We start from the raw sequence: 26299 nt of genomic DNA, 5'->3' as shown, positions 1-26299 counted from the left end.
GAAAACGGGCCGAGTGCCTGAGGGACTGCCGGCTCCCGTTCAGGCGCCGAAGCGCCGCCGGTTACGCCGCGACGTCCCTTTTGCGGAAAATCCAGAAGGTCAACGCCAGGAAGACGACGTAATAGACGGCCAGCACCGCCAGCGAAAATCCGAGCGACGACACGCCGTAAGCGCCGGTCTCCGCACTGATGTACTGACTCAGATTGAGGTTCGCGAACAGCAGATAGCGGCCGATCTCGTATTTGGCCGGATCGATCAGCAGCGTGATCAGCCCGCCCATGAACAGCAGGATGATCGTCAGCGCCACCGACAGCGAATTGCTGCGGAACACGGCCGAGAACATGAATGCCATCGTGACATAGATCAGGCAGTCGACGATCCGGTACAGCAGCGCCCACCAGAAGTAGTCGGATATACTGCCCATCAGTTCGCCCAGCACGTCCGTCGTGCCGGTCGAAGTGCCGAACAGCAGCGCCGACATCCCGAGTCCGAGCCCGAACAGCAGCGCGTACAAGGTAAGCATGAACAGCAGCACCGCGACGTATTTGGACAGCAGAATCTTGACGCGGCTCCACGGGCGAATCAGCAGCAGCTTGATCGTGCCGCGCGAAAATTCGCCGGCGACCGTATCCGCGGCCACGGCGATCGTGAACACCGTCGGCAGGAACCAGAACTGCAGCAGCGCGTTCATCGAACTCCACAATCCGATATTTTCGCTGACGTACCGAAACAGCACCGGCATCAGCAGGCCGACCAGCCCGATGACGCCGAGCATGATCCAGGTCCGCGTCCTCGCGTGGATTTTAATATTTTCGTTATGTACCAGCTTGAAAAAGTTAGACAATCGGTCCGCCTCCCGTCATCTCCAGGAATTGATCTTCCAGCGTACGGGTCAGCGCGCGAATGCCGTAGACCGGTATGCCCGCCTGTACGAAGCGAAGATTGATCTCCGCGATGCCCTGCCGGTTCGTGCGCACGACCAGCTGCCTGTCGCGGATCTCGCCGCCGCCGAGCAGCGACAGCGCTTCTTCGATCCGTTCGCCGACATCGAACATCGTTTCGAGCGTCGCGTCGGCGTCCGCCTCGCCGTGCAGCCCGTGCACGTCGATCAGCCGTCCGGCCTGAATGATCGCCACCGTATCGCACATCAGCTCCATTTCGCTGAGCAGATGGCTCGATACGAATACGGTCGTGCCGTCGACGCGCGTCAGCTCGCGCAAATAATCGCGCAGCTCGCGGATGCCCTGCGGATCGAGTCCGTTCGTCGGCTCGTCGAGGATCAGCAGCTTGGGGCGATGCAGAATGGCCTGCGCGACGCCGAGCCGCTGGCGCATGCCGAGCGAGTAGGTCGAGACTTTCTCGTGAATACGGCGCTCCAGCCCCATAAAGCGCACGACTTCGTCGATCCGCTCCTTGGGCACGTCGGCGCGCATGCGCGCATATTGGAGCAAGTTGCGATACCCGCTGAGATAACCGTACATCTCGGGATTCTCCACGATCGCGCCGACCTGCGAGATGGCCTGTTCGAAATTCCGCGTGATACTGCGGCCGTCGATCAGAATGTCTCCCGCGCTCGGCGCCATCAATCCGGTCATCATGCGGATCGTCGTCGTCTTGCCCGAACCGTTCGGTCCGAGAAAGCCGAATACTTGTCCCGGCGGCACGTCGAGCGTCAATCCTTCGATGATCGTCTTGCGGCCGATTCGTTTGACCACGTTGTCGAAACGGACGATCGGCTCGCCGGTCCTTGCGCTCGAAGCGCCCGGAACAGGCATCTTGTCACTGATGGTTTCCATGGGTTTCGGTGTCCTCCTTGTTCGTGGTTCTTCGATAGGCCGAACGGCAAACGCACACTGCTTGTACCAATGTAACATAGACGAACGCCGGGGCAGACCTTTTTCCGGCAAAAAAAGCCCGTTCGCTTCTCCTGCGAGAAACGAACGGGCCTGCGCTAAGTCAGGATCAATAGGTCCTACGCCGGCCAGCCGTGCGGCATCAGCCGCCCGCGCGGGCCAGTTCGCGCATATTGGCTTCAAAAGCGGCCAACAGCGCGGCATCGCCGGTCAAGCCGGTCGATTCGGCTTTTTCGATCTGTTCCAGCATGCGCTTGTAGTCTTTCGGAATGACGCGGACGAAGCGGCTCGATGTCTGTTCCCAGCCGTCGAGAATGAGCTTGGCTACGCCGCTTCCGGTCAGGTCGGCGTGACGCTGAATCAGTTCGCGCACTTCTTCCTTCTCCGCCGGATCTTCGAGCGTCTCCAGCAGCACCATCTCCAGGTTGCAGCGGTCGACGAAGTCGCCCGCGCCGTCGTAGATGTACGCGACGCCGCCCGACATGCCGGCCGCGAAGTTGCGGCCCGTCGTGCCGAGCACGACGACGCGTCCGCCGGTCATGTATTCGCAGCCGTGGTCGCCCGTGCCTTCGACGACGATCTTCGCGCCCGAGTTGCGGACCGCGAAGCGTTCGCCGGCGATGCCGCTAATATAAGCTTCGCCGCCGGTCGCGCCATACAGCGCCGTGTTACCGATAATGATATTCTCTTCCGACTTGAACGTCGCTTTCGGATCGGGCTTGACGATCAGTTTGCCGCCCGACAGCCCTTTGCCGACGTAGTCGTTGGAATCGCCCGACACTTCGAGCGTGATGCCTTTCGGCACGAACGCGCCGAAGCTCTGGCCGGCCGAGCCGGTGAAGTGCAGCTTGATCGTGTCTTCCGGCAGCCCGGCCGCGCCGTACTTGCGGGTCACTTCGCTGCCGAGAATAGTGCCGGCCGCGCGATCGACGTTCGTGATCTTGAAGTGCGCTTCGACTTTCTCTCCGCGTTCCAGCGCCGGAGCGGCGGCCGTCAGCAGTTCGCGCATGTCGAGCGTATGCTCCAGACCGTGGTTCTGGGTCTGCGAACGGAACGGCGTGCTGCCTTCCGGAAGAGTCGGCACGTGCAGCAGCGGCGTGAGGTCGAGCCCTTTCTTCTTCCAGTGGTGCGAAGCGTCGACCGCGTCGAGGCAGTCGGTGCGTCCGACCATCTCCTGAATCGTGCGGAAGCCGAGTTCGGCCATGATCTCGCGCAGATCTTCCGCCACGAACTTCATGAAGTTCACGACGTGTTCCGGATCGCCCATGAAGTTTTTGCGCAGTTCCGGGTTCTGGGTCGCGACGCCGACCGGACAGGTGTCCAGCTGGCAGACCCGCATCATGATGCAGCCGACGGCGACGAGAGGCGCGGTCGAGAAGCCGTATTCTTCGGCTCCGAGCAGCGCGGCGACGGCCAGGTCGCGGCCCGACAGCATTTTGCCGTCCGTCTCCAGGACGACGCGGTCGCGCAGATTGTTCAGGATCAGCGTCTGGTGCGTCTCGGCCAGACCGAGTTCCCACGGCATGCCCGCGTGGCGGATCGAACCTTGCGGCGACGCGCCGGTTCCGCCGTCGTAGCCGCTGACGAGAATGATGTCGGCGCGGCCTTTGGCGACGCCGGCCGCGATCGTGCCGACGCCCACTTCCGACACCAGCTTGACGTTGATGTCGGCGCGCGGATTGGCATTTTTCAAATCGTAGATCAATTCCGCCAAATCTTCGATCGAATAGATGTCATGGTGCGGCGGAGGCGAGATCAGGCCGACGCCCGGCGTGGAGCCCCGGACTTCCGCGACCCACGGATACACCTTGCGGCCCGGCAGCTGTCCGCCTTCGCCCGGTTTGGCGCCCTGCGCCATCTTGATCTGGATCTCGTCGGCGTTGACGAGGTAGTTCGACGTGACGCCGAAGCGTCCCGACGCAACCTGCTTGATCGCGCTGCGGCGGGAATCGCCGTTCGCGTCCGGAATGAAGCGCGCCGGATCTTCGCCGCCTTCGCCCGTATTGCTTTTGCCGCCTACGCGGTTCATGCCGATCGCAAGCGATTCATGCGCTTCCTTGCTGATCGAACCGAACGACATCGCGCCGGTCTTGAAGCGTCTCATGATGGCGGCCGCCGGTTCGACTTCGTCGAGCGGAATCGGTTGGCCTACCGGCTTGAGGTTGAGCAGCGCGCGCAGCGTCAGATGCTTCTTGGACTCGCCTTCGACGAGGCGCGCGTATTTTTTGTACGTCTCGTAATCGCCCGTGCGCACGGCGTGCTGGAGCAGGTGAATCGTCTGCGGATTGAACAGATGCTCCTCGCCGTCGCTGCGCCATTGGTAATCGCCGCCGGAATCCAGCACCTTGTCGATGCCGTCTTTGTCGGAGAACGCCCGGTTATGCTGAAGCAGCGCGTCGAAAGCGACTTCTTCGAGCCCGATGCCGCCGATGCGGGTCGGCGTCCAGGTGAAGTAGCGATCCACGAATTCCGGCTTCAAGCCGACCGCTTCGAAAATTTGCGCGCCGCGGTACGACTGGATCGTGGAGATGCCCATTTTGGACAAAATCTTCACGACGCCCTTCGTCATGCCCTTGATATAGTTCTTGACCGCTTTGTCGTGCGAGACGCCGCGCAGCAGACCCTGAGCGATCATGTCGTCCAACGTCTCGAACGCGAGGTACGGGTTCACGGCGCTGATGCCGTAGCCGAGCAGGAGCGCGAAATGGTGCACGTCGCGCGGCTCGCCGGATTCGAGCAGCAGCGTCACTTTGGTGCGCGTGCCCTGGCGAATCAGATGGTGATGCATCGTCGAGACGGCCAGCAGCGCCGGAATGGCCGCATTGTCCCGGTTCACGCCTTTGTCGGACAGGATGAGGATGTTATGGCCTTTCTTGATCACGCGGTCGGCCGCTTTGCACATGGCGTCCAGCGCGCCGCGCAGGCCGTCGGCGCCGCTTGCCGCTTCGAAGAAGATCGGAATCGTCATCGCGCGGAAGCCCGGGCGGTGGCGATGCACGTGGCGGATCTTCGCGAAGTCTTCGTTCGACAGCACCGGCGTATCGAGCGAGATCATCCGGCAGCTCTCCGGTTCGGGCAGCAGCAGATTGCGCTCGGCTCCGATCGCCGTCGAAGCCGACGTGACGATTTCTTCGCGGATTGCGTCGATCGGCGGGTTGGTCACCTGCGCGAACATCTGCTTGAAATAGTTGTAGAGGCGCTGCGGCTTGTCGGACAGGACGGCCAACGGCGCGTCGTAGCCCATCGAGCCCGTCGCTTCGATGCCCGTCGAAGCGATCGGTTCGAACACTTTGCGCAGTTCTTCGAAGGTGTAGCCGAACGACAGCTGCAGCTGCGTCACGTTCTCGTGCTTGGGAGCCGGCGGTTCCTGGGCTTCCGGCAGTTCGTCGAGGTTGATCATATGCTCGTCCAGCCAGTCGCGGTAAGGAAGCTCGGACGAAATCTGCTGCTTCACTTCCTCGTCGGAAATGATGCGGCCTTCCTTCGTGTCGATCAGCAGCATCCGGCCCGGACGCAGGCGGTCTTTGTACAAAATATCTTCCGGCGCGATATCGAGCACGCCCGCTTCGGAAGACAGAATGATCGTGTCGTCCTTCGTCACGTAGTAGCGCGCCGGACGCAGTCCGTTGCGGTCGAGGATGGCGCCGATCTGCACGCCGTCGGTGAACGCCATCGCGGCCGGTCCGTCCCACGGCTCCATCAGGCAGCTGTGGTATTCGTAGAACGCTTTCTTGGTATCGTCCATCGTCTCGTGCTTGCTCCACGGTTCCGGTACCATCATCATCGCCACGTGCGGCAGCGAACGTCCGCTCAGGTAGAGGAATTCGAACGTGTTGTCGAACATGGCCGTATCGGAACCGTCCGGGTTAATGACCGGCTTGACCTTGTCGAGGTCGGGACCGAACACTTCGCTCTCGAACAGCGCCTGGCGGGCATGCATCCAGTTGACGTTGCCCCGCATCGTGTTGATCTCGCCGTTGTGGATCATGAACCGGTAAGGGTGGGCACGGTCCCAGCTCGGGAACGTGTTCGTGCTAAAGCGCGAGTGGATCAGCGCGATCGCCGAACTCAGCTTCTCGTCGCGCAGGTCCGGATAGAACAAGCCGACCTGTGCCGTCGTAAGCATGCCTTTGTAGACAATCTTGCGGCTCGACAAGCTCGGGATGTAGAACGATTCCGCGCCTTCTTCGCCTTCCGCGTAGCGGATCGACATCTCGGCGAGGCGGCGAATCACGTACAGTTTGCGCTCAAAAGCCAAATCGCCCGTGCCGTTTACTTCGCCGCGCCCGATAAACACCTGGCGCACGCAAGGCTTGGCGGCTTTGGCGGAAAATCCGAGGGTGCTGTCGTCGGTCGGAACGGTGCGGAAGCCGAGCAGCTTCTGCCCTTCGGCCTGGATGATTTCGCCGAGCAGGTATTCGTGGCGGGCCCGAATCTTGTCGTCGGTCGACAGGAACAGCATGCCGACCCCGTAGTCGCCGGACGCAGGCAGCGTGAAGCCAAGCTCCTGGGAAGCGAAAAATTCGTGCGGGATTTGCAGCATGATGCCGGCTCCGTCGCCGGAGTTCGGCTCGGCGCCCTGGCCGCCGCGGTGTTCCATGTTCTCGAGCATAGTCAGCGCGCGGCTGACGATATCGTGCGCGGGCGCTCCCTTAATATTGGCGATAAAGCCCATGCCGCAGGCATCTTTTTCGAATTGGGGATCGTAAAGACCCTGTTTCGGAGGTAATCCAGTCATTTCATCAAACAACCTTTCTATAATGAAATTCATTCATCCCGACGGGAGATAAAGGCGCTCGCTCGCGGCAGGCCACCGAAAAACCTCGAATAAGTAGAAACTCGAATTCTGACAATCCCGAAATCGGAACAACCTCGAATCGTAAACCCCGAAAGTAAAAAGCCTCGGATATAAGAGAACAGACTCCTTTTCGCACCCGGCGGGGCGCTCCGCTGGGGGTCAAAAAGCAGTCTTCCACATCCCGCGATAAGCGGTCTCGCAGTTGGATTTTTAGTTTCCCCATTGTAACATTCAGTTTCCACGCCGTGCAATTTAAATCTTTTATCCGCCCGATAAAATTTCCTTGTGCGGAGAAGCATTAGCGCACTGATGTGTCGAATGAAACGGTCTCCCGACCGGAACGGATGCCCGGCAGGAGACGGCATGATTTTGAGTCATTATACGACAAAATTTACGCTTTGCCTATGGATGCGGCAATTTGTCCAAGCAATGATGCAAAATGTGCAAAAGCCGAAAAACGGCCCGCCCGCGGATACGCGATCCGTGGACGGGCCGTGAACAGGCCGGAAAAGGCGAGTGAAAAAGGCGACCGAAAAAAACGGGGTTCGCCCTCAGGCGGCCGTTCCGGCTCCCGTGCGCGACACCGGTTAACGATATCGCGTCCCTACATTATAGAAGCCGTATAGAAAGGGAAGCCGCATGGAAGCCGCGCGCCGACAGGCGGGCTCTCCCGGCCTGTAAGTCTCAAGGCGCGGCGGTAAATCCTTCGGTCAGGAACGTGAACATATGCCGCTTCAACTCTTCCTTGGTCATCGGCTCGTGGTGCATCTCCCATTCGCCGGTCAGCGCGATAAACAGCTTGAGCATGCCGAAAGCGATCACCTCGACGCTGCCGCTTCGAATCGCGCCTTTGTCCATCGATTCGCGGATGATGCGTTCCAGGAACTCCAGCACGACGCTTTCCACTTTGAACAGCGCGGCTCTGGCCTGCGGCGTTCCGATATCCCGCAGTTCCTGCGACAGCTTGATAAACAGCTCGTGTTCTTCGCGGAACTCCAGAATCGCGTCCAGCGCCTGATAGACATTTTCGTAAAACGGGCGTTCCGCATGGATCTCCGCTTCGGCTCTGCGCCGCAGCTCGCGGATCGCGTCCAGCAAAATTTCGTCGAACAGCTCTTCCTTGTTTTCGAAAAACGTGTAGATGGTTCCCTTGCCCACGTTGGCGATCTTGGCCACCTGATCCATCGTGGTCGCTTTGTACCCGAACAGCGAGAACGACTGGGCAGCCGCATGCAGCACCTGTTCGCGGCGGTCGACGACAGCCATGGTCCCCCTCCTCTATCTCTATGGATTGACTATATTCAAAAAACGGTCATTCAATGAAGTTCAATTTAGCATACGGCGTTTCAAATGACAAGACGTTTCGCGCAGCGGCGCTTCCGGGCGGGCCTGACATCAAAAAAGATCCTTTCCGCCGCGGCGGAAAGGATCTGCTGCATACGGACGTGCCGCGGAAGTGGAGGCTAGACTTCGAGACTGTCCCGGTTGCCCAGGGCAATGCCTTCGATACCGTCTTCCTTGAGCGCGGCGCAGAACGCTTCGACATCCTGCTCGATCGCCGGGAACGTGTCGTAATGCAGCGGCAGCACCTTCGGTGCGCCGATCCATTGGGCGGCGATACGGGCGTCTTCCGGTCCCATCGTGAAGAAATCGCCGATCGGCAGCGCCGCGATATCGATCCGGTTCAGTTCGCCGATGATCTTCATGTCGCCGAACAGCGCGGTATCGCCGGCGTGGTACAGCGTCTTGCCGCCCATCGTCAGCAGGATGCCGGCCGGTTCGCCTCCGTACACGACGCGGTCATCCAGTGTCAGCGAAGAACTGTGGAACGCAAGCGTATACTTGACCTTGAATCCGTCGAACTGATGCGAGCCGCCGATGTTCATGCCGACCGCGGTCACGCCCTGCTCCACGCAATAATTCGCCAGTTCCACCGGAGCGACGACCGGGCAGTCGTTCGCTTTGGCGATACCGATCGTATCGCCGAAGTGGTCGTTGTGCGCATGGGTCAGCAGGACGGCGTCGACTTTGATGTCGGCCGGCTTGACGCCCGAATTCGGGTTGCCGGTCAGGAACGGATCGATGATAACGGATTTGCCTTCGCTTTCCACCAACAAGGCGGAGTGTCCGAGATACGTGATTTTCATAAACGAAAAGCTCCTCTCGCGTTCGAATAGGCCTGCATCGGGAAGTCATTGGACCTGCCTGCCCGTGCCGAGACCGAATGTTGAATACGGCTTTCGCTTTATTATACCGCGTCAAAAAGGGTATACCAAATTCGCGATCGCTTCGCTGAAGCTTTTGTAAATCGAGTATGTCCTGCGAGTATGTCTGATTATTGTTTCCCGAAAAGGCTTATGTGCGTAAGCTTATTTGAAAAACGTATGGTGTCCGATCTTCTTGACCGGGGTGCGCGTGTTCGGAACCGTCATGTCAGTCGCAAGTTCCAGGGACACGAAAAAGTACGTATCGTCCGGAACTTCCTTGCGGCCGTTCAAAGCTTCGGCGGCGGCTTTCACGGAATCCTCGGAAGGTACGACGCGGTCAAAACGTCCGTTGAGCACGGGCGAAAATTGGTATCTCTGATAGATGACGTCTCGAATGGTATCGGGATAGTTGGCGGAACGGAGACGATTCAGGACAACGTTGGCGACAGCCACTTTGCCTGCGTACGGTTCGCCTTCGGCTTCGGCCATCACGATGCGCTGAAGCAGGAGAAGTTCTTCGTCGGAAACGGCGTAAGTCCAGGTCGCCTCGGAGGCTTGATCCGGATGAAGCAGAGCCGTTTTGCTGAAGAGCAGTTGGGTTGGGGGAGTTTGGGATGCTGCCGCGGCCTCGGCTGCTGCCGGGACTGCTTTGGCGGATTGAACCGACGAATCGGACTTGAGGTCGGCTTGGGCCGCTGCTGCGGACTTGTGAGCGGAAACGGTCGTGGACACAGCCGTCTGCTTGTCGCTCTTGGTTGATTCGGAGTCGTTCGAAGAAGCCGCGCTGCGGGTCTTGTTCGAAGAAAGGGCTGCCGTTTCGGACTTTTGGCCGGAAACGGTCTGCGCAGCGGCGATCTGTGCCGCTTTTTTCTCGGCCGATTTTTGTTCGGCGAGTTTTTTGGCCGCAAGTTTTTGGTTGGCGAGCTTCTGCTCGGCCTTTTTCTTGGCGGCTTGTTTGTCGGCCCGCTCTTGCTTGGCCTTTGCGTCGGACGACGTCTCGCTGGACAGCTTGTTCGCCAAAGAAGCGGACTTTTCGCCTTCTGTTTGCGTCCAAGCAGCGGTCCTTGCTATAAATTCGGGATGAAGAACGTCGTCGAAGACGACATCGGTCAGTTCGCAGGCCCCCATGCCGGCGCTTGCCGCTTCGGCGTAGGATGGGCGCACTCCGTTCGATGCCCATACCGTGGCCGCACAAATGAAAATCAAGATCACGCCGACCAGCAGCACGACCCAACGATTGTTTTTAAGTAGTTCCATAATGTCCTCCTAGCTCTCGGCATACTCCCTTCCTATGTAACCGTTCAAATGCGGTTTGAATCCGCCTTTTGCCGAAAGCATGTTCGCTTTTTTTGGTAATATTCATAGTAGGAAAGGCAAAACTAAAAAATGCACAAACGCAATTATACCGCAAATGACGCAACTTTTCATCTTTTTTCATAAAACGGGTCATTTCGTGGCATTTTTGGGTTGGGCCCAACCCAGGGCTTTTTTGCTTTCCGTTTCTTTTTTCGGTTCTCTTTTCGGCTCTGCTGTGCGGTTTTGGGTCTGTCTCTGAAAAAAAGGATTTCCGCTGGTAGACGTCAAAAATAAAGGGAGGGGCTTTTTACGTTTCCGACACGTTTGCCGAGTGGTTTTTCCCAGATTGATCCAGCTCTCTCGTCTTCCTGTTCCGATTCCCGTCTCGTCCATGCTTCATGTTATGGGCTTATATGGAAATGATTTTTTTAAAAAAAGACAAGACGCCAAAAAAATTTATTTTGCATGTAACCGATTTATTGGCTTTTCAAGTAATCCATAGCAAAAGATTTTGCGAACGTTATAATAGGAGCATGAATATCGAAAGGAGCTCCTGGATGAATGAACAATCGGAAGACCTGCAGCTGATCCGGCAAATCGCCGGAAAAGATGCGGAAGCGCTCGAACAATTGTACGATGCCTACGAAAGGCCCCTGTATGCTCTTGCGTATCGCCTGTTGAACGATGCGATGGCGGCGGAAGAAGCGGTACAGGAATTGTTCCTTCGAATTTGGAACAATGCGGAGCGCTACGACTCTTCTTACGGAAAGCTCTCGACGTGGATGTTCGCGCTCACGCGCAACATTTCGATCGATATGCTCCGGAGGCGTAACGCGCGTGCGGCATCGGTTCCCGTGGAAGACGAGTATTTGAACGCAATCGTGGATACGGCCTCCGATACGGAGCTTGCCGTGGAACAAACGCTGCAGGGCGAGTCGGTCAGGGCCGCCCTCGGCGAGCTCGGCAGCGAACAGCAGCAGGTAATCGAATTGATTTATTACAAGGGATTGACGCAGCAGGAAGTCTCCGATCGCTGCTCCATCCCGCTCGGGACGGTCAAAAGCCGGGTCAGATTGGCACTCAAGCAGCTGCATAAGCGGCTGTCGGAAACGGAAAGGGGGGAATCGCGAGTATGAATGAACGTAAGGAATCCATGACAGACTGGGCCGAAGCCTATGCGCTAGGCGGACTGGACGAAGCGGAAATGGCGGAATTCGAAGCCTTTTTGCACGATGATGTCGACGAACGACGGCGTACGGCCGAACTGAAAGATACGGTCGGTATGCTGGCTCTGGCCGTAAAGCCTGCAGCTCCCCCGACCGGAATGAAGAAAAGAATTCTGGGGAACGTGCTGGGCAGCGAAGCGCCTCGCGGCGGATTGTCCGCCGCAGGCGACAAAGCGGCGGCCGAACGCGAAACGCAGCGCCTGCTTGAACAGGCGCGGCAGAACATTGAAGTCGACGAGACCCGCCGCGAGGCGCAGCAGCTCGGGGGAATCGACGGAAATGGCGGTGCGGGCGTCTTGGGCGCCGCAACCGGAAACGAGCGTTCCGGCAGCCGGAACGCGGCGGACGCGCAGCGTCCGGAAGACGGCCAGGCGCTCAAGCCGGCCGTGCGCGGCGAATCTCGCCATGCGCGGCGGGAACAGACGGCCGCGCGGATCAGGAGCGAAGCCGACGCTCCGGCGGAAACGCGCATCGGCGCGTCCCGTGCCCGCGCGGGACGGGGACTATGGGCCGGAGTGGCTTCGGTCATGGCCGCGGCAGCCGTGCTGCTCGGCATCTACTCTTCCCAGCTGCGCGGGGAAATGAACGATATGCGCTCGGACATGACGGCCATGCAGCAGCAGACGGCCGATATGGAGCAGCAGCTCGCCGCCGGCACGCAGCCGGCCGTAGGCGCGCAGGTGGCCCGCACGGTCGCGCTGGTCGGAAGCGAAGACAGCCCGAACGCAACCGGCATGGCCGCGATGGTCGAAGACCAGAGCGGGATGCAGCTGGTCGTTCAGGCCGAAGACCTGCCCGCGCTCAGCGGCAGCGAAGCGTATCAGGTGTGGCTGATCAAAGACGGACAGCCGATCAATGCCGGCACGTTCCAGTCCGGCAGCGGCAGCGGCGCTTTGACGTACAAGATGCAGCCGGACGAGTACGATATGGTCGCCATTACGCTGGAACCGGATGCCGAAGGGCAGCAGCCCCGCGGACAGATGGTGTTAACCGGAGCGTTGAACGGGTAACGCCGACGAACGGGCCGCGGAATTTGCGGCCCTATCCTATAGATGCTTGACGAAAGCCCCTGATTGCCTCCGTTATGTCGGAGGCGATCAGGGGCTTTTTGGTTTGAACGCTTTGCGCGGCCGGCGCTTCAGCGGCCGCCGAGCGGAAATTCCGCGATCCGCTCGTACATCGGACGCCGGTGCATCCGCGTCCGGTACAGCACGGCCCGGTCCACCGTACCGGCCGGCACCGCCGGAGCCGTCCGCAGCCGCGACGGCTCGAAGTTGTCCTGGCCCGGCGCATATTTGCGGGCCAGGGTCAAATGCGCGCGGAAGCTGCGCTTCTCCGGCGCGAAGCCGAGCGGCGCAAGCGCCGCTTCCGCCGCCGCGGCCAGGCGGCCCAGCGCGCCCGAGCCTTCGGTCGGCTCGGCGAACAGCACGCGCGGCGCTTCGGGCAGGCCGAAGGTGCCCGCGCCTTGCAGATGCAGCGCGAACGGCGTCTCGCGCGCGAAGCCTTCCCGCAGCGCGGCTTCGATCGCCGCGATGTTCCCGCTCTCCACGTCGCCGAGAAACTTCAGCGTCAGGTGATAATCGCGGACGTCCGTCCAGCGGCGGAACCTGCCCGCGCCGTAAGTCGAAACCGCCCAGTCGAAAAGGGTCTCCGCCGCGGGCTCCCCGATCGGGACCGCGACGAAGATCCGCGGCCGGCTTTCTTCGATCGTTTCGGCCTCTTCGCCCGATTCGCTCTCTTTGGCCTGTTCAATCTTTTCGATCTTTTCGATCTTTTCGATCTTTTCGCCTTCTTCGCCCGGTTCGCCCGATGCGTCGCCCGGGCGGACAGGGCTTTTTTCCAACAGATCACGTTCGTTCTCCATGTCGGCCTCCTCCCCTCCCGCCGTTACGCCCTTTTCGTCGTATGCCGCACGCGCCGCTTATCGCTTTTGCCCGCTTTGAGCGTCGCGTTCACTTCGCCTCCGACCATAATGATGATCGAGCTGAGGTACAGCCACGTCAGCAAGATGATAATCCCGCCGAGACTGCCGTACGTTTTGGTAAAGTTACCGAAGTTGTTCACGTAAAACGAGAACGCCAGCGAAGTGACGATCCAGCCGAGCGTAGCGAACACCGCGCCGGGAATCGCTTCGCGCAGCCGGATCTGCCGGTTCGGCGCGATCCAGTACAGCGCCGTGAACACCGCGATCAGCACGATCAGCGGAATGCTGTACTGCACCAGGCTCCACATGCGTTCGAATCCCGGCGGATTGTTCAGCAGTTGGTTGAGCTGCGTGCCGATCCAGCGTCCGAACACGAGCAGCAGCACGCTGACGAGCAGCACCGCGCCCAGCACGAGCGTGGACAGCAGCGAGACGAGGCGAATCTGCCAAAATTTGCGGTTTTCCTCGACGTCGTAAGCTTTGTTCAGACCTTTGATCACGGCATTGATGCCTCTTGAAGCCGTCCACAGCGTCGCGATCATCCCGATCGACAGCAGCGCGCCGCCGCCCTGGGTCACTTCGCTCAAAATGCTTTCGACCGTATCCATCGCCGCGCCCGGTACCATTTCGCGCGCCAAGCGCATCATTTCTTCGATCGACAAGTCGACGTAGCCGACCAGCGTGACGAGAAAGATCAGAAACGGGAAAAAAGACAGCAGCAAATAATAAGCGAGCTGCGCGCCGATCCCGCTCACCTCGTCGTCGCGCATCCGGATAAACAGACGGTAACCGAAATCGAAAGCGTACATTGCGTATTTTCCGATCATGAGTGCTCCTTAAACGTTATTCGGCCGGAACTTCCGCGGGAAGTTTTCCTGCCTTCTCCCCCCGCGCTTCCTTGCCTACTCGTATTATACCCGTTTTCTTCCCCCGGCCTTCGCCCTTCGCGGGCAGCAAGAAGATTTCCAGTTCAAACTTTGTTAAGATGAACAGGTAGATTTTGCAAACCCAGAAGGAGGAATCCCGAAATGCCGATCATTTTGACCCAATACGAATTCCCCGAAGAGCAGGTGCGGCAGATCCGCGAGATCGCGCCGGATTACGAACTGAAAAGCGTTCCGATCAAAGAAGTCACGCCCGAACAGATCCGCGAAGCGGATATTCTGGTCGGCTGGAATCGCAAAATGGAACAGGCGGCGCTGGAAAGCGACAACCTGAAATGGGTGCAGGCGTGGTCCGCCGGCGTCGATTATTTCCCGATGGACCGTTTTGCCGAGAAAAATGTGCAGCTGACCAACGCCGGCGGGGTGCACGCGATTCCGATCTCCGAGCATATCTTCGCCGTTCTGCTGGCCATGTCGCGCAATCTGCACGGCAATATTCGCAGCCAGGCCCGGGGCAAGTGGGAGAAAAGCGGCTCGTACGGCGAAATTTCCGGCTTGACGATGGTCATCGTGGGCACCGGCCATATCGGACGGGCCACGGCAAGGCTCGCCAAAGCGTTCGGCATGCGCACGGTCGGCGTTCGGCATTCGGGCCGGCCGGAAGAGCATATCGACGAGATGTATACAACGGACGGTATTCGCGAAGCGTTTGCCCAAGGCGACGTGATTGTGAACATTTTGCCGCTGACCGACGAGACGCGCCATTTCTTCGATCGGGAAAGCTTCGGCTATATGAAAAAAGGAGCGCGGTTCGTCAACGTGGGCCGCGGCCAAAGCGTCGACACCGAAGCGTTGATCGAAGCGCTTGAGACCGGCATCCTGTCCGGCGCCGCGCTCGACGTGTTCGAACAGGAGCCGCTGCCGGAAGATCATCCGCTGTGGACGCGCGAAGACGTCGTGATTACGCCGCACGTCGCGGGCAACACGGACCATTACGACGCACGCGCCGCCGACATTTTCCTCGACAACCTGCGGGCGTTCGTGCAGGGCGAGACGCTGCCGCGCAATCTGGTCGACTATTCCAAAAAATACTGAGCGCAAAAAATCCGGAGCGCAGGCTGTCGATTCGCCGCTGCCTCCTCCTTGTTCCCGAGTTGTGCTGCCAGTTGTTCTCCTGATTGTTCTATAGTAGAAAAAGAACGCAAAAAGCACGGGCTCGCGGACGATATCGTCCGAAAGTCCGTGCTTTTTGGCAGGCGTTCAGCAGGCAAGCAGGACCGGGTTAGCCGCCGCTTCCTTTGCCGGCTGCGGCTTTGCGGGTGCGCAGCATGAGGCGAATGGGCTCGATGTTCGTGAGCAGCACGCCGGCCAGCACGACGACCGAGCCGGCCGCCGCATTCGCGTGCAGCGGTTCGCCGTTCAGCCAGGCGCCGAGCGCAAGCGCGATAAACGGCGACACGTACAGCCAGGTCGTCGGGAACACGGGATGTGTCCGCGACACGAGCCAGTAGAACAGCGTATGCCCGGCCATCGAGCCGACCAGCATCAGATAGAGCAGCGATAGCAGCGCCGGCGCGAGATCGGAGATGCCGGCGGAACCGCGCTCCGCGGCCAGCGACAGCAGGAGCAGCATCCAGCCGCCGTGCATCATCTGGGCCGCGTTAAGCGCTACCGGCGAAGCCTGCGGCAGCTTGGCGCTCGCATGCTTGGCCAGCAGCGCACCGCTCGCATAGCCGATCTCGCCGGCCACGATAACGAGCCCGGCGATCAGCCACATCCGGCCTCCGCCTCCGCCCGAATTCGGCAGCAGCAGCAGCGCCACGCCGGCCGTCCCGATCAGCGTGCCGGCAAGCGCAAGCTTCGGAATCCGTATCCGATACACGCCGGCCTGCAGCAGCAGAATAAACGCCGGTCCGGTCGCCGACAGCACCGACGCGAGCCCCGAAGAGACGTACTGCTCCGCCCAGTACAGCGCCGCGAACGTGCAGAAGGTCAGACCGAAGCCGGTCAACAGCGTTTCTTTGCGCAGCAGCAGCGAAAAACTGAGCCGGCGCCTGAACGCCATCCACAACATCATCAGCAGGCCGGCGGCAAAAAAGCGCACGCCCGCTCCGAGAAAAGGCGGGAGGCCGGCTTCGACGCCAAGCTTGATCGCCAGAAAAGTCGTCCCGAAAATCAGGCACATGGTCAAGTAGCCGAGTATGATCATTTGTTCTTCCTCCTCCGTTTGTTCCATTGTAGAAGCCTGTCTATAGAACAGATGGCTTCGCGCAGAACAGTTTCCGTTCCCTAACAGGAAAGAATCGGTTATGATAGCGATATCACACAGACGGAGCAGGAGGAGTCGACCATGGCCCAACATCATTCCTTTCACCCGAACGGACCGCGCCGGATCGATCAAGCCGTCGGCGCGGCAGGCCGCAGGCCGCCCGGCACGTCGCCCGGATTTCCGCTGCCGCTCGCCACTTCGCTGGAACTCGCCGCCGAACTGCGGATTCGTATCGCGCGCGGCGACTGGATCGAAGGCGAGAAGCTGCCTTCGGTACGCCGCATCTCGGAAGAGACCGGCCTTCACCGGCTGACCGTATACAAAGCCTACGGGCTGCTCAAGGAAGAAGGACTGCTCGAATCGCGCGAGAAGTCCGGCTATTACCTGACCGTGTCCCGCCGGCCCGTGGACGCGGGCTTCGGCAGCCTGGACGGCTTTCGCCGCCGGAGCGGCGAAGAGGCCGCTTCGGACGACGAAAACGAAGACCCTCCGCTGCCGACGCTGCTCGGCGAGCTGCACAGCGTCGATTGCAGCTACCACTTCTCGCAGGCGCTGATCGATCCGCTGCTGCTGCCCAATACGTATCTGGCCGAAGAAGCCAAGCGCGTATTCGACCTGTATCCGCGCGTGCTCGGCACCTATGCGCCGCTGCGCGGAGACGCCGAGCTGCTGAACGTGCTGCGCCGCTATCTGTCCGAGACGTGCGGATTCGTGCCCGAAGGGCAGGAGCTGCTCGTCACGGGCGGCGCGCAGGAAGCGATCCACCTGACTTGCGAAGCGCTCGTCCGCCCCGGCGACGCGGTGCTCGTGGAACAGCCGAGCTACAGCGTCGCGATCGAGATCTTCAAGCACCGCAACGCGCGGCTGCTGCCGATCGAGATTCACCCGGACGGCTACCGGCTGGACGAACTGGAAGAACTGATGCGCCGCCACCGGCCCGTCCTGTTCTACCTGAACCCGACTTTCCATAACCCGACCGGGCGCTGCGTACCCGCCGAACAGCGCAAACAGCTCGCGGACCTTGCGGAAACGTACGGCTGCATACTCGTCGAAGACGATGCGTTCCGCGACGTTTATTTCGGGGACCCGCCCCCGCCGCCCGTGTACAGCTACGACACGGCCGGCAATACGATTTACGTACGCAGCTTCAGCAAATATATTTTCCCGGGCCTGCGAATCGGCTGCCTGGCGGCCCGTTCGGACCTCATGCGGCGCCTGCTCACCGCCAAAGCGCGCAGCGTCGGCGGTACGCCGCTGCTGAACCAGAAAGTGTTCGCGCATCATTTCCAGTCGGAACGCTCGCGCCGCCATCTGCACAAGCTGCGCACCGCGCTTCAGCTGCGCAAAGAAGCAATGGAGAATGCGCTGGAAGACTCGGGCTGGACGTGGCATTCGCCCGCGGGCGGGCTGAACCTGTGGGTCGAACTGCCGGAAGGCGTCGACCCGGAGCGTCTGCTCGCCGACGCGCTGGACGGCCAGGCCGCCGGGCTGGTCGCAGAAGCTGCCGGCGACAGCCGCGGTCGAAGCGGTAAGCTTGCGGCGTTGGCCGCCTCGGCCGGCGGGTTCGCTTCGGGCGGCTCACCGGACGCGGCGAATCCGCAAGCGGTGACGACGGTGAAGTCGGCGGCGAAGTCGCAAGCGGTGAAGACGGTGAGAACGTCGGCGAAGTCGGCGGCCGCGGCAGCTTCTCGCCCGGTCGTCAGCCTCGTCTCCGGCAAAGGCGATCCGGGCGGCGACACGGTCTCGTTCGTGCCGGGTTCGTTCTTCGACCCGGCCGGGCGGCCGGATCGCCATATCCGGCTCAGCTATTCGCAGATGGACGAACGGCGCATCGCGCAGGGTATCGCCCTGCTGCGGGGCTACGCCGATCGGCAGCTCGGGAAATAAGCGGATCATTCAATAGAGGGATTCTAGCCGATCCGGTCCGACCGAATTCCATCCTATTCAGACGATAAAGTCCGGGCTTTTGGCCCGGACTTTGGTCTGCCCGGAGAATGCATGCACCCCGGCGACTCCAACGAATCCTCAGCACGCTATATCGGCTTCGGACCGTTTTTCTCATTTCTAACGAATCGTAATCACGCTATTCGGGCCAAATCGATCGAAATCGGCCGTGTAACGCCCAATAAGAATACGTGGGTTCGTTAGTTTCTTCAAACGGCCGAATATGGGCAAATAGCGATCTCAGGATTCGTTGGCATCGCGGATTCGTTGGCGTCGCGAGATGCCGCACGGACTCGTCGTTCAAGCAAACGTCAAGACTGCCGGATACAGGCAGCAGGGCAAGAGAACGCAGCCGCGTTACTCACGCGCATGAAAAAGCCTGCTCCAAGCAAAGGATGGACTCCTTCGCTTGGGCAGGCTTTTGTCTTTCGATCCTCGAATGCGAAACGGCCGGTCGGCCGACCGAATTCGAACGTTCCGTTCTCGCGCGCTGCGATCTGCAAGGCTGCGATGTCCAACACCGCGACTTCCAACGTTCCAGTCTCCAACGGTGCGGCCTTGAATGCTCCAGTCTCGAGCCGCCGCGATCTCGCACCCCCGCAGCTCCAACCGCTCCGGCGCACTCTACACCGCTTCCCTCCGCCGCTTAACTATCCAACCCGCCAAGCTCCGCGGCTTCGGCGATCAGGCGGAACGATTCCATCCGCGCCTCGTATTCGATGCCCGGGCAGACGATCATGATCTCGTCGGCTTGATACAGATCCCGCAGCTCCAGCAGGCGCTCGCGTACCCGCTGCGGATCGCCGACGATCAGTGCCATCCGGTCGTCGTTGCCTTTGAGTTCCGAACGGCCGACCGGCGATTCCGGGAACCGCGACCGGAATTGGTCGGCCAGCGTAAGGGCCGCTCCGTCACTTTCCGCGCAGATCGCGTTCACCGCGACGATGACGTGGGGATTGGCGCGTTCCGGCGACGGCACGAACGTGTCCCGGTAAGCCCGGACGATCTCGGGGCCGTCGCTCGAACTCATGAACTGCCCGAACGCGTAATACGCGCCGCAGGAAGCGGCCAGCTTGGCGCTTTTCGTATTCGTGCCGAGCATCCACAGCTCCGGCGGCTGCGCCGGCGTCGGACGCGCGCGCACGGGCTCGCCGTCGTAGCGATAGCTGCCGCCGATCAGCGCGCAGAGCTGCTCCACCTTCTCCGGCATGTCGCCCACATGCGCGAGGAAGTTGCCGCTCAGCGCCATCGTCGTGTGCGCATCCCCGCCCGGCGCGCGGCCGATACCGAGATCGATCCGCCCCGGATACAGCGCCGCCAGCAGATTGAAGCATTCCGCCACTTTGAGCGGACTGTAATGCGGCAGCAGCACCGCGCCCGCGCCGATCCGAATCCGGCTCGTGCGCGCGCCGATATGCGCCAGCAGCACTTCCGGCGCCGTGCAGGCCAGCGCGTCCATGCCGTGATGCTCGGACAGCCAATACCGGCCGTATCCCCATTCTTCCGCGTTGGCCGCAAGCCGCGCCGATTGGCCTAGCGCTTGCTCGTCCGAAGCTTCGCCGAGCCGCGGCGACATATCCAGGATTCCCAAAGCCAATTTCGTCATGATGCCTTTCCCCTTCCCTGGCGGCCGGATCTTCCCGGTCCGCCGCCGTGCTCTCTTTGTCGATCGGATGACCCGCCGCGGCGAATCAGTCGATATCGTAGATGGAACCGACTTTCAGACCGTAGAGCTCGTTATAGATTTTTTCGGCAAACATGTCCGTCATGCCCGCAATATAATCGACGACCATCCGCTCCCATGTCCAGACGGGCACGGCTTGGCGCTGGTCGCGTTCGAAACGTTGAATCCAGTCGCTCGGAATGATCGAAGTCGCGGTCGCCGGATCGACGAACGCGTCCCACAGCCGCCGAATGATCCATTCGCTGCGTTTTTGCAAGCGCTGGACACGCAGATCGCGAATCATCGTCACCCACGCAAAGCTTTTGAGCACGCTCACCGTTCGCAGCATGTCGTCGTTTTCCGCGCCGTCTCTAACGAACGTGACTTTTTTCCAGCCGCCGTCGTCGATCACGCCAAGACTGCTGACGAACTGATTGACCCAATACGCTTTCACTTCGCGGCGCGTCCTCGAGAAATCGCGGTCGCATACCGGCCATTTGGAATTCCACGCCTGAAGATAATCATCCAGCACCGCGCTGACTTTCATGCTGATCGCTTCGCGGTCCATCCCCTGCCATACCCGGTCTTCCAGCGTCTGGATTTTGTCCAAAATAAGCTGGTGCGTGCCTTCGTCGTGCATGAAATGCTCGTGGACTTCGATTTTGCCCGCTTTGATGCCGTCTTCCAGATCGTGCGCGGAATACGCGATATCGTCGCACAGGTCCATCAGCTGCGCTTCGAGCGTCGTCCGGCGTTCCGGTATCCCCCACTCTTTGCGGATAGCGGAAATATAACTCCATTCGTTGCGGTACATACCCTTTTTATTTTCAAGTCCGGAGAACGGATATTTGTTGACGCCCAGCAGAACCGCGTCGGACAAATTGAGCCCGTCAAGGTTTTCTCTTTTCTCCAAAAACATCATTAACCGAAAATTGTGCGCGTTGCCCTCGAAATGTTCGTAACGATAGCGCATTTCGCTATGTTTTTCCCTTTTTTGCTCATTGGATTCCTTTTTGCCCCGAAGCGCTTTGCGCGTTCGCTCCTCGATCAGCTTGTCCAGAATGTCGGCCAGCACTTCCTCGCCTTTGTGCCCGAACGGAGGATGGCCGAAATCGTGCGCGATCGACGCGCATTCGACGACTTCCGGGTCCAGCACCAGTCCCGGGCTGTCGGCGCGTTCCAGCGTGATCTCCGGATACTGGAACACGAGGTTTTTGGCCGCCTGCCGCGCAATCTGCGCCACTTCGAGCGAGTGCGTGAGCCGCGTGCGGTAGTAATCTCCCGTGCCCGCGCCGAATACCTGCGACTTGCCCTGCAGCCGGCGGAACGTCGGGGAATGGATCAGCCTCGAATAATCCCGTTCGAACGAGGATCTCGACGCTTCGTGTTTGTCTTCGGCGTGCTGCCGGTGTTCTCTTTTGCTCGTCAAACTCATGTCTCTCAAGCCCCGCCCTCTCTGCCTCATCCATCAGTTGGAGTCGATTATACCTGTTTTTGCCCGCGTGTAAAAGAGGTTCGGGCGTCCGTTATTCATTATACCAGAGGCATCCGTTTGAATCCGGGAACGCTTGTGCGGTCAGTGTAAAAAAAGGCGGGGCCGATCGTCGGCTCCCGGAAAAAGTCCGGCGGCCAACGTAAGTATATTCGCGGCAAACGCCGGATTGGATCAAAAAACCTCCCCTTTTACGCAGTTTCACACAAATCCACGCAAAAAAACCGGCATGCCTCCGCAATCGGAAGACATGCCGGCGTTCGGTACGTATCGTGGAAGCCGCTCTTTTTGCGCCTGGAGAACCGTTTACTGCTTCGGAAGCCCCGCGGCCAGGCGCAGGGCGTTGGCTTGTTCGTGAGCGGCGGACGCCGAAGCGGAATCGCCTGTCGCTTTGGCCCGGTACCAGGCAGGCGACAGCCAGCGGAAGACCAGTTCCTGCACATTGGACTTGTGCAGCTTGACTGCCTGCGGCAGCTTCGCGCCCCGCTCGTCGATGCCCGCGGCAGCACGCAGGTTCTCGGCCAGCCGGTGAAAATGTTCCGCTTCCGGCACCTGCTGCGCGGCGCGCGCGGCGGCCCAGGCGGGACGGACGTAATCGGCGATCAGCGCCTGCGCAAGATCGGCGTCCAGCGGAGCGAAGTCCGGGGCCGGCCGAGCCGGCTTCGAAACGGAGCCGTCCGCGCCGGGAGGACTCGGCGAAGAACCGCCGTTCGCGCCGGAAGGAGCGGGCGGAACATAAGCGCCGCCCGCGGCTCCGGCTCCCGCCGATGCGTCCGCGCCCTGCCCGCCCGGCGGTCGGTTCGCGGGCTGCGCAAGTTCCGCCGTCACGTCGGCAATCAGCTCTTTGAGCGTTCGGCCGCCGGACCTCAGCGCGTTGTCGCAGTCGATTTTCCGCGCCGGGTCCAGCTGTTTATGGCTCGGAATGAACAGGCGCGGGTCTTTGTTCCATTTTTTGCAGCAGAATGCCAGGTACCAGACGAAACGCTTGTACGCTTCTTCGAAATCGATGCGCCCTCCGTAGCATAGTTCCACGCCCAGCGCGGCATCGTTGGCATCGTAACCGAAACGTTCGTTGTCCGCTTTGACGTTGTAGAGGACATGCCACGCTTTTTCGGCAGGGTCTGTGTCCGTTCCGGCGGGGATGATCTCGAGAATCTTTGTGTCGTCGATAAACGTATGCGCCGAAGCGGAACGGTCCGTCAGCGCGTTGAAGTAACGGTAATGGCTCTCCGCGCCCGCGCCCGGATTGCCCGTGTCGTGCGCAACAAAAAAAGCCGGCGTTCCGGTAGTCAGCCGGAGGCCGGGTCTCGTGTTCGAACGCTTGGCGATGTAGCGGCGCTCGATCGGATATTTATTCGCTTGCAAAACATTCCCTCCTTGCGTTCGATTTGTATCCGCTGTCGGTCAGGCCGTTTTGTTCTCTTCGGCTTCGGCCGCGGCGTTCTCTTCGGCTTTGTCGGCTTTGACGATTTCCGGCTGGGCTTCCGGGATCAGCTGCGGATTTTCTTCCGGCTTGGTCCGGCTCTCGAAGATGCGGACGGCATCGCGCAGAATCGGCGGCATCGGCACGCCCATTTTGCCGACGTTTTCGATGACGCTCAACAATTCATTGGCCAGATAGAAAAAGATCACCGCATCGCGAAACATATGCAGATCGCCGAGAGCCTGGTCGACCAGATGCGCCACGGCCACCACGACGAAGATCGCGGCCTTGCGGACGATCCCGAAATACCCCACCCGGCTGCGCAGTTCCCCGCGCACCCACGCCGCCGCCAATCCTGTTGCCCAATCCACGATGATAAGTACCAGCAGCAATGTGACCATCACGTTCAACCCTCCCAATAGGCAGCCGACCACGGCCCCCACGGCCGCGGCCGTTCCCTTTATGATGTGCTCCCCCATATTCCCCATAGGCATGCTCCCGTTTGTACAAAATGAATTTGAAATGAGCCCCCGGATCGGTTCCGGGGGCGTAGAAATAACCGCTCCCGAGGCGGAGCGGTTTAGTCGGCGGCGAGGAAGCCTGCGCCTGCGTTTTCCAATTGTTCTTTGACCGACAGTTTCAGCGATTCCGGAACAGTCTTGTATTCCAGTTTGCCGATAATAATGCGGTTTGCGAGCATCACAGCCAACATCTCTTGTCCACCTCCCCCTGCATCAAATACAAAACCCAAGCAGGACGCGAGAACTATTTGTAGACGTGCATCACAATCTCCGTAATAACGTCTTCCTGTATTTCTTGTCCGCTTGAGAGCGCCGAAGCTTTCGCAGTTAACGTATCAAGCTGTTGTTGGAGCTTTGCGAGCTGCGTCTCTTCCGGCTCCGGGATCGCGACGTAATCGTAATAGAGTTCTGGTTCCGCCGTGCTTCCCTCTGCTGGGAACTTGACCATCAGAACCGGATCAAGTCCCTCCGGTGTCTCCGGCTCTGGCACTCTCTCAACATGGAATCCGTCCGGCTCCATTTCTTTGAGTCCGCCAAACGGATTCATATACCGATTAGTAATTTTAGCGCGTTCATTGTTTCTTTGTCCGTAAGTCAGATAAACGCTCATAAGTCGTTCCCCCGTTATCCGTAGAATATGTCAGTCCATAATCCGCAGTACACTGTGGTGCCGTTAGTTGCTTTTCGGTATAGGTAGATGCGAAGCGGAAGATTCCGGTTCAAAACGCCGATTCCGGTTCTTATTTTGTTATTTTGGTCAGAAACGATAGTGGCCACACCTAAACCGAAGTCAAAGGCAATAGTTATGAAGCCGCCATACCCAGGAGGAGCAGCGATATGAATCACATTAACGCCATCGGTTATTCTTAAATCGACTTGCGACGGGTCATACTGCATGGCGTAGCTGCCGTTTCCCGAATCTAACCTTGTAGGGAAGAAGGAAATATGTGACTGTAATCCAGCAGGGAAACTCGCTACCGCCATTTCAGCACCCAAAGTCGAGGCTAAACTTGAGGTGTTACCGACTACCCGAACAACTCCTGCCATGCTTCGAACAATGCTATTTACGCCCGCCGCAAGTTCTACGTGCGTAGGAACACCGTCTCCGTCCGCGTCCGCTACCGTGCCGCCTTTTCCAGTGATCGCAGCGCGGACGGCGGCTTTGCCATCACTGACAGATTTTTTTAGGTCTGTACCTTGCACGAAAAGCGGACCATCGGCGTAGATCCCACCCTGTGCGCTTAACGTTAACCTTCCCTGCCCGTTCCCTTTCGTAGAAGTATTTTCAGCAATAATTCTCGCGTTAAAATCAACTCCTTCAGCCGACGTGTGGAAATCAATAAAAGCAGGACCATCTCCCGGTACTTGTCGCCGGAGTTCGATTGACGAGATCTTTTCCAATCTCACATCTGCCACTAAATCAATCCACGACGCCCATCCGGCACTCTCCGTCGTCCCATTAGACGTACGGTAGTAGAGAAGCCCCGTTGTGCCGCCGTTGGCAAATTGGAAAGGCAATCCTCCAGCTACATCTACCCATGGCTTTTCTGTAGTGAGCAGCACCCACGCTTCGCCCGGCAAGCCGATTGCAGACCCGACTTTAAATTCTCTTGTCACGCCCTGCGCATACGTATTCGGTGCGGCATTCGTCATACGCGTGTCCGCCACGCTGTTCGACCACGTCGTAAGCAGCGCCCGATCCGCTTCCGTCAATGTCCGATTCCACTCCTGCCAAAACCCGTTCGCATCCCGCTTCGAACGCGTCCAGATCCGGGCCGTCTTCTCGCTCTGTACATTGCCCATGTACATCTCGAAATACAGCTGGACGCCGCCGCTGCCGGCGCGCATCGTCATGACGTAGCCGTTCGAGGTCGGCCAGCCGCCCGCGGCGCTGCTGACTTTGAAGAACGAGAAACTGTCCGGGTAGGCCCGGTTCTGCGCGTCCGGCGCCGCATTGATCAAAGCCGAAGCCGCCAAGTAATTGTCGGCCAGACGAACGGTATTCTGTTTCGTCTCCAGGCCGCGCCGAACCGCGTCGGCGGAAATGGCCGTCGCTTGATCCGTGCTGGCATAATCCTGCGTCAAAGCAATCGCGACCTTGCCGATCGCTTCTGTCAGCTGTCGCTCCGAGACCGCGCCCTTGTCGACCGCCTGAATCAGGTCGAGAAAAAACTGCCGATTCACATTCTCGTTTCCAAGCGGAATCGGCAGGTTCAAATTCGTTGTTTGTTCCGGCATTATTTCCAGACCTCCAGTTCATCCCAATTTTTTTGAAGCGTGTCGAATCGATCCCAAGTGATATTTTTCGCATCGAGTTCGTCCCACCGCAGATACGTAAACGCATACTCCACCGCCAGATGCGCTGGCTTGATCGCTTCGATCGCCGCTTTCAGGTCGTCCAGGTTCGGAGGCAGACCGCGCGTTCCGACGAAAGTGATCGTAAACGACCACTGTTCGGGCTTGAAGCGGACCGAGACTTCGCCCTGGTCGTACGCCGCCGCCACGTTCCGTACCATGCTCCCGGAGAACACGCCGCCGCCACGCAGCTTCGACTCCACGACCGAACGGCGCTGATCGAGCGGCTTGTCCGGGTCGAACGCGATGTCCAGCTCCCGTTCCCAAATATCCAGTCCCCAGGTCGCCGTCCGCACGAAAAATTGATCCAGCGTCTCGTTCAGCGCGGCGTAGAGCAGATCCATCTCGCGACCTTTTGTCTCGGCGTCCGCCCGCATGATGCGCGAAGTCTCGTAATAATGAGGCAAATAGGAAAAAAGCTCCCGCCCTTTCGAGGAAAGGGGA

20 protein-coding genes and 1 pseudogene are annotated in these 26299 nt (G+C 59.7%); 4 read left to right on the top strand and 17 right to left on the bottom strand.

Going from position 1 to position 26299, the window contains the following annotated elements:
- Nucleotides 1-61 precede the first annotated feature (61 nt).
- The 6 genes from FFV09_RS16625 to FFV09_RS16600 form a co-directional block, all read right to left on the bottom strand.
- Nucleotides 62-844: an ABC transporter permease gene (locus tag FFV09_RS16625; RefSeq protein ID WP_141448870.1), complete on the bottom strand. Its 783-nt coding sequence runs from the start codon at nt 842-844 to the stop codon at nt 62-64.
- Nucleotides 837-1796, bottom strand: coding sequence for an ABC transporter ATP-binding protein (locus FFV09_RS16620; RefSeq protein WP_141448869.1), 960 nt, complete (start codon nt 1794-1796; stop codon nt 837-839). The genes FFV09_RS16625 and FFV09_RS16620 overlap by 8 nt, the downstream gene beginning before the upstream one ends.
- Before the next feature lie 199 nt (nt 1797-1995).
- Nucleotides 1996-6591: a glutamate synthase large subunit gene (gene gltB / locus FFV09_RS16615; protein ID WP_141448868.1), complete on the bottom strand. Its 4596-nt coding sequence runs from the start codon at nt 6589-6591 to the stop codon at nt 1996-1998.
- Nucleotides 6592-7335: 744 nt separating this feature from the next.
- Nucleotides 7336-7917 (bottom strand): TetR/AcrR family transcriptional regulator, encoded by a 582-nt coding sequence (locus FFV09_RS16610; protein ID WP_141448867.1) that lies wholly within the window; start codon nt 7915-7917, stop codon nt 7336-7338.
- A 197-nt stretch (nt 7918-8114) separates the two neighbouring features.
- Nucleotides 8115-8798, bottom strand: coding sequence for a metal-dependent hydrolase (locus tag FFV09_RS16605; RefSeq protein WP_141448866.1), 684 nt, complete (start codon nt 8796-8798; stop codon nt 8115-8117).
- A 222-nt stretch (nt 8799-9020) separates the two neighbouring features.
- Nucleotides 9021-10115 carry a cell wall hydrolase gene (locus FFV09_RS16600; RefSeq protein WP_246098365.1) on the bottom strand — a complete coding sequence of 365 codons (1095 nt, stop codon included), beginning with the start codon at nt 10113-10115 and terminating at the stop codon, nt 9021-9023.
- A 596-nt stretch (nt 10116-10711) separates the two neighbouring features.
- Here FFV09_RS16600 and FFV09_RS16595 point away from each other — a divergent pair.
- On the top strand, nt 10712-11290 hold the full coding sequence (locus FFV09_RS16595; RefSeq protein WP_141448865.1) for an RNA polymerase sigma factor: 579 nt from the start codon (nt 10712-10714) through the stop codon (nt 11288-11290).
- Nucleotides 11287-12390, top strand: coding sequence for an anti-sigma factor (locus tag FFV09_RS16590; RefSeq protein ID WP_141448864.1), 1104 nt, complete (start codon nt 11287-11289; stop codon nt 12388-12390). Before FFV09_RS16595 ends, FFV09_RS16590 begins: the two co-directional genes overlap by 4 nt.
- A gap of 128 nt (nt 12391-12518) precedes the next feature.
- Here the strand turns inward: FFV09_RS16590 and thpR are convergent, their stop codons facing one another.
- On the bottom strand, nt 12519-13244 hold the full coding sequence (gene thpR / locus FFV09_RS16585; RefSeq protein ID WP_141448863.1) for an RNA 2',3'-cyclic phosphodiesterase: 726 nt from the start codon (nt 13242-13244) through the stop codon (nt 12519-12521).
- A 23-nt stretch (nt 13245-13267) separates the two neighbouring features.
- On the bottom strand, nt 13268-14131 hold the full coding sequence (locus FFV09_RS16580) for a YihY/virulence factor BrkB family protein (protein ID WP_141448862.1): 864 nt from the start codon (nt 14129-14131) through the stop codon (nt 13268-13270).
- Between the two features lie 201 nt (nt 14132-14332).
- Here FFV09_RS16580 and FFV09_RS16575 point away from each other — a divergent pair, with 201 nt between their 5' ends.
- A complete protein-coding gene (locus tag FFV09_RS16575; RefSeq protein WP_141448861.1) occupies nt 14333-15283 on the top strand; it encodes a D-2-hydroxyacid dehydrogenase in 951 nt (316 codons plus the stop codon).
- A gap of 187 nt (nt 15284-15470) precedes the next feature.
- On the opposite strand, the gene FFV09_RS16570 is transcribed toward FFV09_RS16575, so the two are convergent.
- On the bottom strand, nt 15471-16397 hold the full coding sequence (locus tag FFV09_RS16570; protein WP_141448860.1) for a DMT family transporter: 927 nt from the start codon (nt 16395-16397) through the stop codon (nt 15471-15473).
- 141 nt (nt 16398-16538) lie between these two features.
- On the opposite strand from FFV09_RS16570, the gene FFV09_RS16565 reads away from it, so the two are divergent.
- Nucleotides 16539-18344 carry an aminotransferase-like domain-containing protein gene (locus FFV09_RS16565; RefSeq protein WP_246098364.1) on the top strand — a complete coding sequence of 602 codons (1806 nt, stop codon included), beginning with the start codon at nt 16539-16541 and terminating at the stop codon, nt 18342-18344.
- A gap of 703 nt (nt 18345-19047) precedes the next feature.
- On the opposite strand, the gene FFV09_RS16555 is transcribed toward FFV09_RS16565, so the two are convergent.
- The 8 genes and pseudogenes from FFV09_RS16555 to FFV09_RS16525 form a co-directional block, all read right to left on the bottom strand.
- Nucleotides 19048-20007: an LLM class flavin-dependent oxidoreductase gene (locus tag FFV09_RS16555; protein WP_141448859.1), complete on the bottom strand. Its 960-nt coding sequence runs from the start codon at nt 20005-20007 to the stop codon at nt 19048-19050.
- Between the two features lie 85 nt (nt 20008-20092).
- Nucleotides 20093-21499, bottom strand: a complete 1407-nt coding sequence (locus FFV09_RS16550; protein ID WP_141448858.1) for a deoxyguanosinetriphosphate triphosphohydrolase family protein — start codon at nt 21497-21499, stop codon at nt 20093-20095.
- Between the two features lie 882 nt (nt 21500-22381).
- Nucleotides 22382-22921: pseudogene (locus FFV09_RS24230) on the bottom strand (peptidoglycan recognition protein family protein); the annotation flags it as partial.
- Between the two features lie 39 nt (nt 22922-22960).
- Nucleotides 22961-23380: a phage holin family protein gene (locus FFV09_RS16540; protein ID WP_246098582.1), complete on the bottom strand. Its 420-nt coding sequence runs from the start codon at nt 23378-23380 to the stop codon at nt 22961-22963.
- 179 nt (nt 23381-23559) lie between these two features.
- Nucleotides 23560-23691, bottom strand: coding sequence for a CD1375 family protein (locus FFV09_RS24405; protein WP_281288455.1), 132 nt, complete (start codon nt 23689-23691; stop codon nt 23560-23562).
- A 53-nt stretch (nt 23692-23744) separates the two neighbouring features.
- Complete coding sequence (locus FFV09_RS16535; protein WP_141448856.1) at nt 23745-24110, bottom strand: hypothetical protein; 366 nt, start codon at nt 24108-24110, stop codon at nt 23745-23747.
- Nucleotides 24111-24124: 14 nt separating this feature from the next.
- Nucleotides 24125-25738, bottom strand: coding sequence for a hypothetical protein (locus FFV09_RS16530; RefSeq protein WP_141448855.1), 1614 nt, complete (start codon nt 25736-25738; stop codon nt 24125-24127).
- A complete protein-coding gene (locus tag FFV09_RS16525; protein ID WP_246098581.1) occupies nt 25738-26232 on the bottom strand; it encodes a putative phage tail protein in 495 nt (164 codons plus the stop codon). Before FFV09_RS16525 ends, FFV09_RS16530 begins: the two co-directional genes overlap by 1 nt.
- Nucleotides 26233-26299: the final 67 nt, after the last annotated feature.

Origin of the sequence: Saccharibacillus brassicae, from assembly GCF_006542275.1 — a bacterium.
Lineage (GTDB): Bacteria > Bacillota > Bacilli > Paenibacillales > Paenibacillaceae > Saccharibacillus > Saccharibacillus brassicae.
This window is presented reverse-complemented; position numbering and strand designations above follow the sequence as displayed.

Bases quoted from the DNA above. Each gene is read 5' to 3' on its own strand.
- FFV09_RS16620 (WP_141448869.1), bottom strand. From the start codon at position 1,796: ATGGAAACCATCAGTGACAAGATGCCTGTTCCGGGCGCTTCGAGCGCA.
- gltB (WP_141448868.1), bottom strand. From the start codon at position 6,591: ATGACTGGATTACCTCCGAAACAGGGTCTTTACGATCCCCAATTCGAA.
- FFV09_RS16610 (WP_141448867.1), bottom strand. From the start codon at position 7,917: ATGGCTGTCGTCGACCGCCGCGAACAGGTGCTGCATGCGGCTGCCCAG.
- FFV09_RS16605 (WP_141448866.1), bottom strand. From the start codon at position 8,798: ATGAAAATCACGTATCTCGGACACTCCGCCTTGTTGGTGGAAAGCGAA.
- FFV09_RS16600 (WP_246098365.1), bottom strand. From the start codon at position 10,115: ATGGAACTACTTAAAAACAATCGTTGGGTCGTGCTGCTGGTCGGCGTG.
- FFV09_RS16595 (WP_141448865.1), top strand. From the start codon at position 10,712: ATGAATGAACAATCGGAAGACCTGCAGCTGATCCGGCAAATCGCCGGA.
- FFV09_RS16590 (WP_141448864.1), top strand. From the start codon at position 11,287: ATGAATGAACGTAAGGAATCCATGACAGACTGGGCCGAAGCCTATGCG.
- thpR (WP_141448863.1), bottom strand. From the start codon at position 13,244: ATGGAGAACGAACGTGATCTGTTGGAAAAAAGCCCTGTCCGCCCGGGC.
- FFV09_RS16580 (WP_141448862.1), bottom strand. From the start codon at position 14,131: ATGATCGGAAAATACGCAATGTACGCTTTCGATTTCGGTTACCGTCTG.
- FFV09_RS16575 (WP_141448861.1), top strand. From the start codon at position 14,333: ATGCCGATCATTTTGACCCAATACGAATTCCCCGAAGAGCAGGTGCGG.
- FFV09_RS16570 (WP_141448860.1), bottom strand. From the start codon at position 16,397: ATGATCATACTCGGCTACTTGACCATGTGCCTGATTTTCGGGACGACT.
- FFV09_RS16565 (WP_246098364.1), top strand. From the start codon at position 16,539: ATGGCCCAACATCATTCCTTTCACCCGAACGGACCGCGCCGGATCGAT.
- FFV09_RS16555 (WP_141448859.1), bottom strand. From the start codon at position 20,007: ATGACGAAATTGGCTTTGGGAATCCTGGATATGTCGCCGCGGCTCGGC.
- FFV09_RS16550 (WP_141448858.1), bottom strand. From the start codon at position 21,499: ATGAGTTTGACGAGCAAAAGAGAACACCGGCAGCACGCCGAAGACAAA.
- FFV09_RS16540 (WP_246098582.1), bottom strand. From the start codon at position 23,380: ATGGTCACATTGCTGCTGGTACTTATCATCGTGGATTGGGCAACAGGA.
- FFV09_RS24405 (WP_281288455.1), bottom strand. From the start codon at position 23,691: ATGTTGGCTGTGATGCTCGCAAACCGCATTATTATCGGCAAACTGGAA.
- FFV09_RS16535 (WP_141448856.1), bottom strand. From the start codon at position 24,110: ATGAGCGTTTATCTGACTTACGGACAAAGAAACAATGAACGCGCTAAA.
- FFV09_RS16530 (WP_141448855.1), bottom strand. From the start codon at position 25,738: ATGCCGGAACAAACAACGAATTTGAACCTGCCGATTCCGCTTGGAAAC.
- FFV09_RS16525 (WP_246098581.1), bottom strand. From the start codon at position 26,232: ATGCGGGCGGACGCCGAGACAAAAGGTCGCGAGATGGATCTGCTCTAC.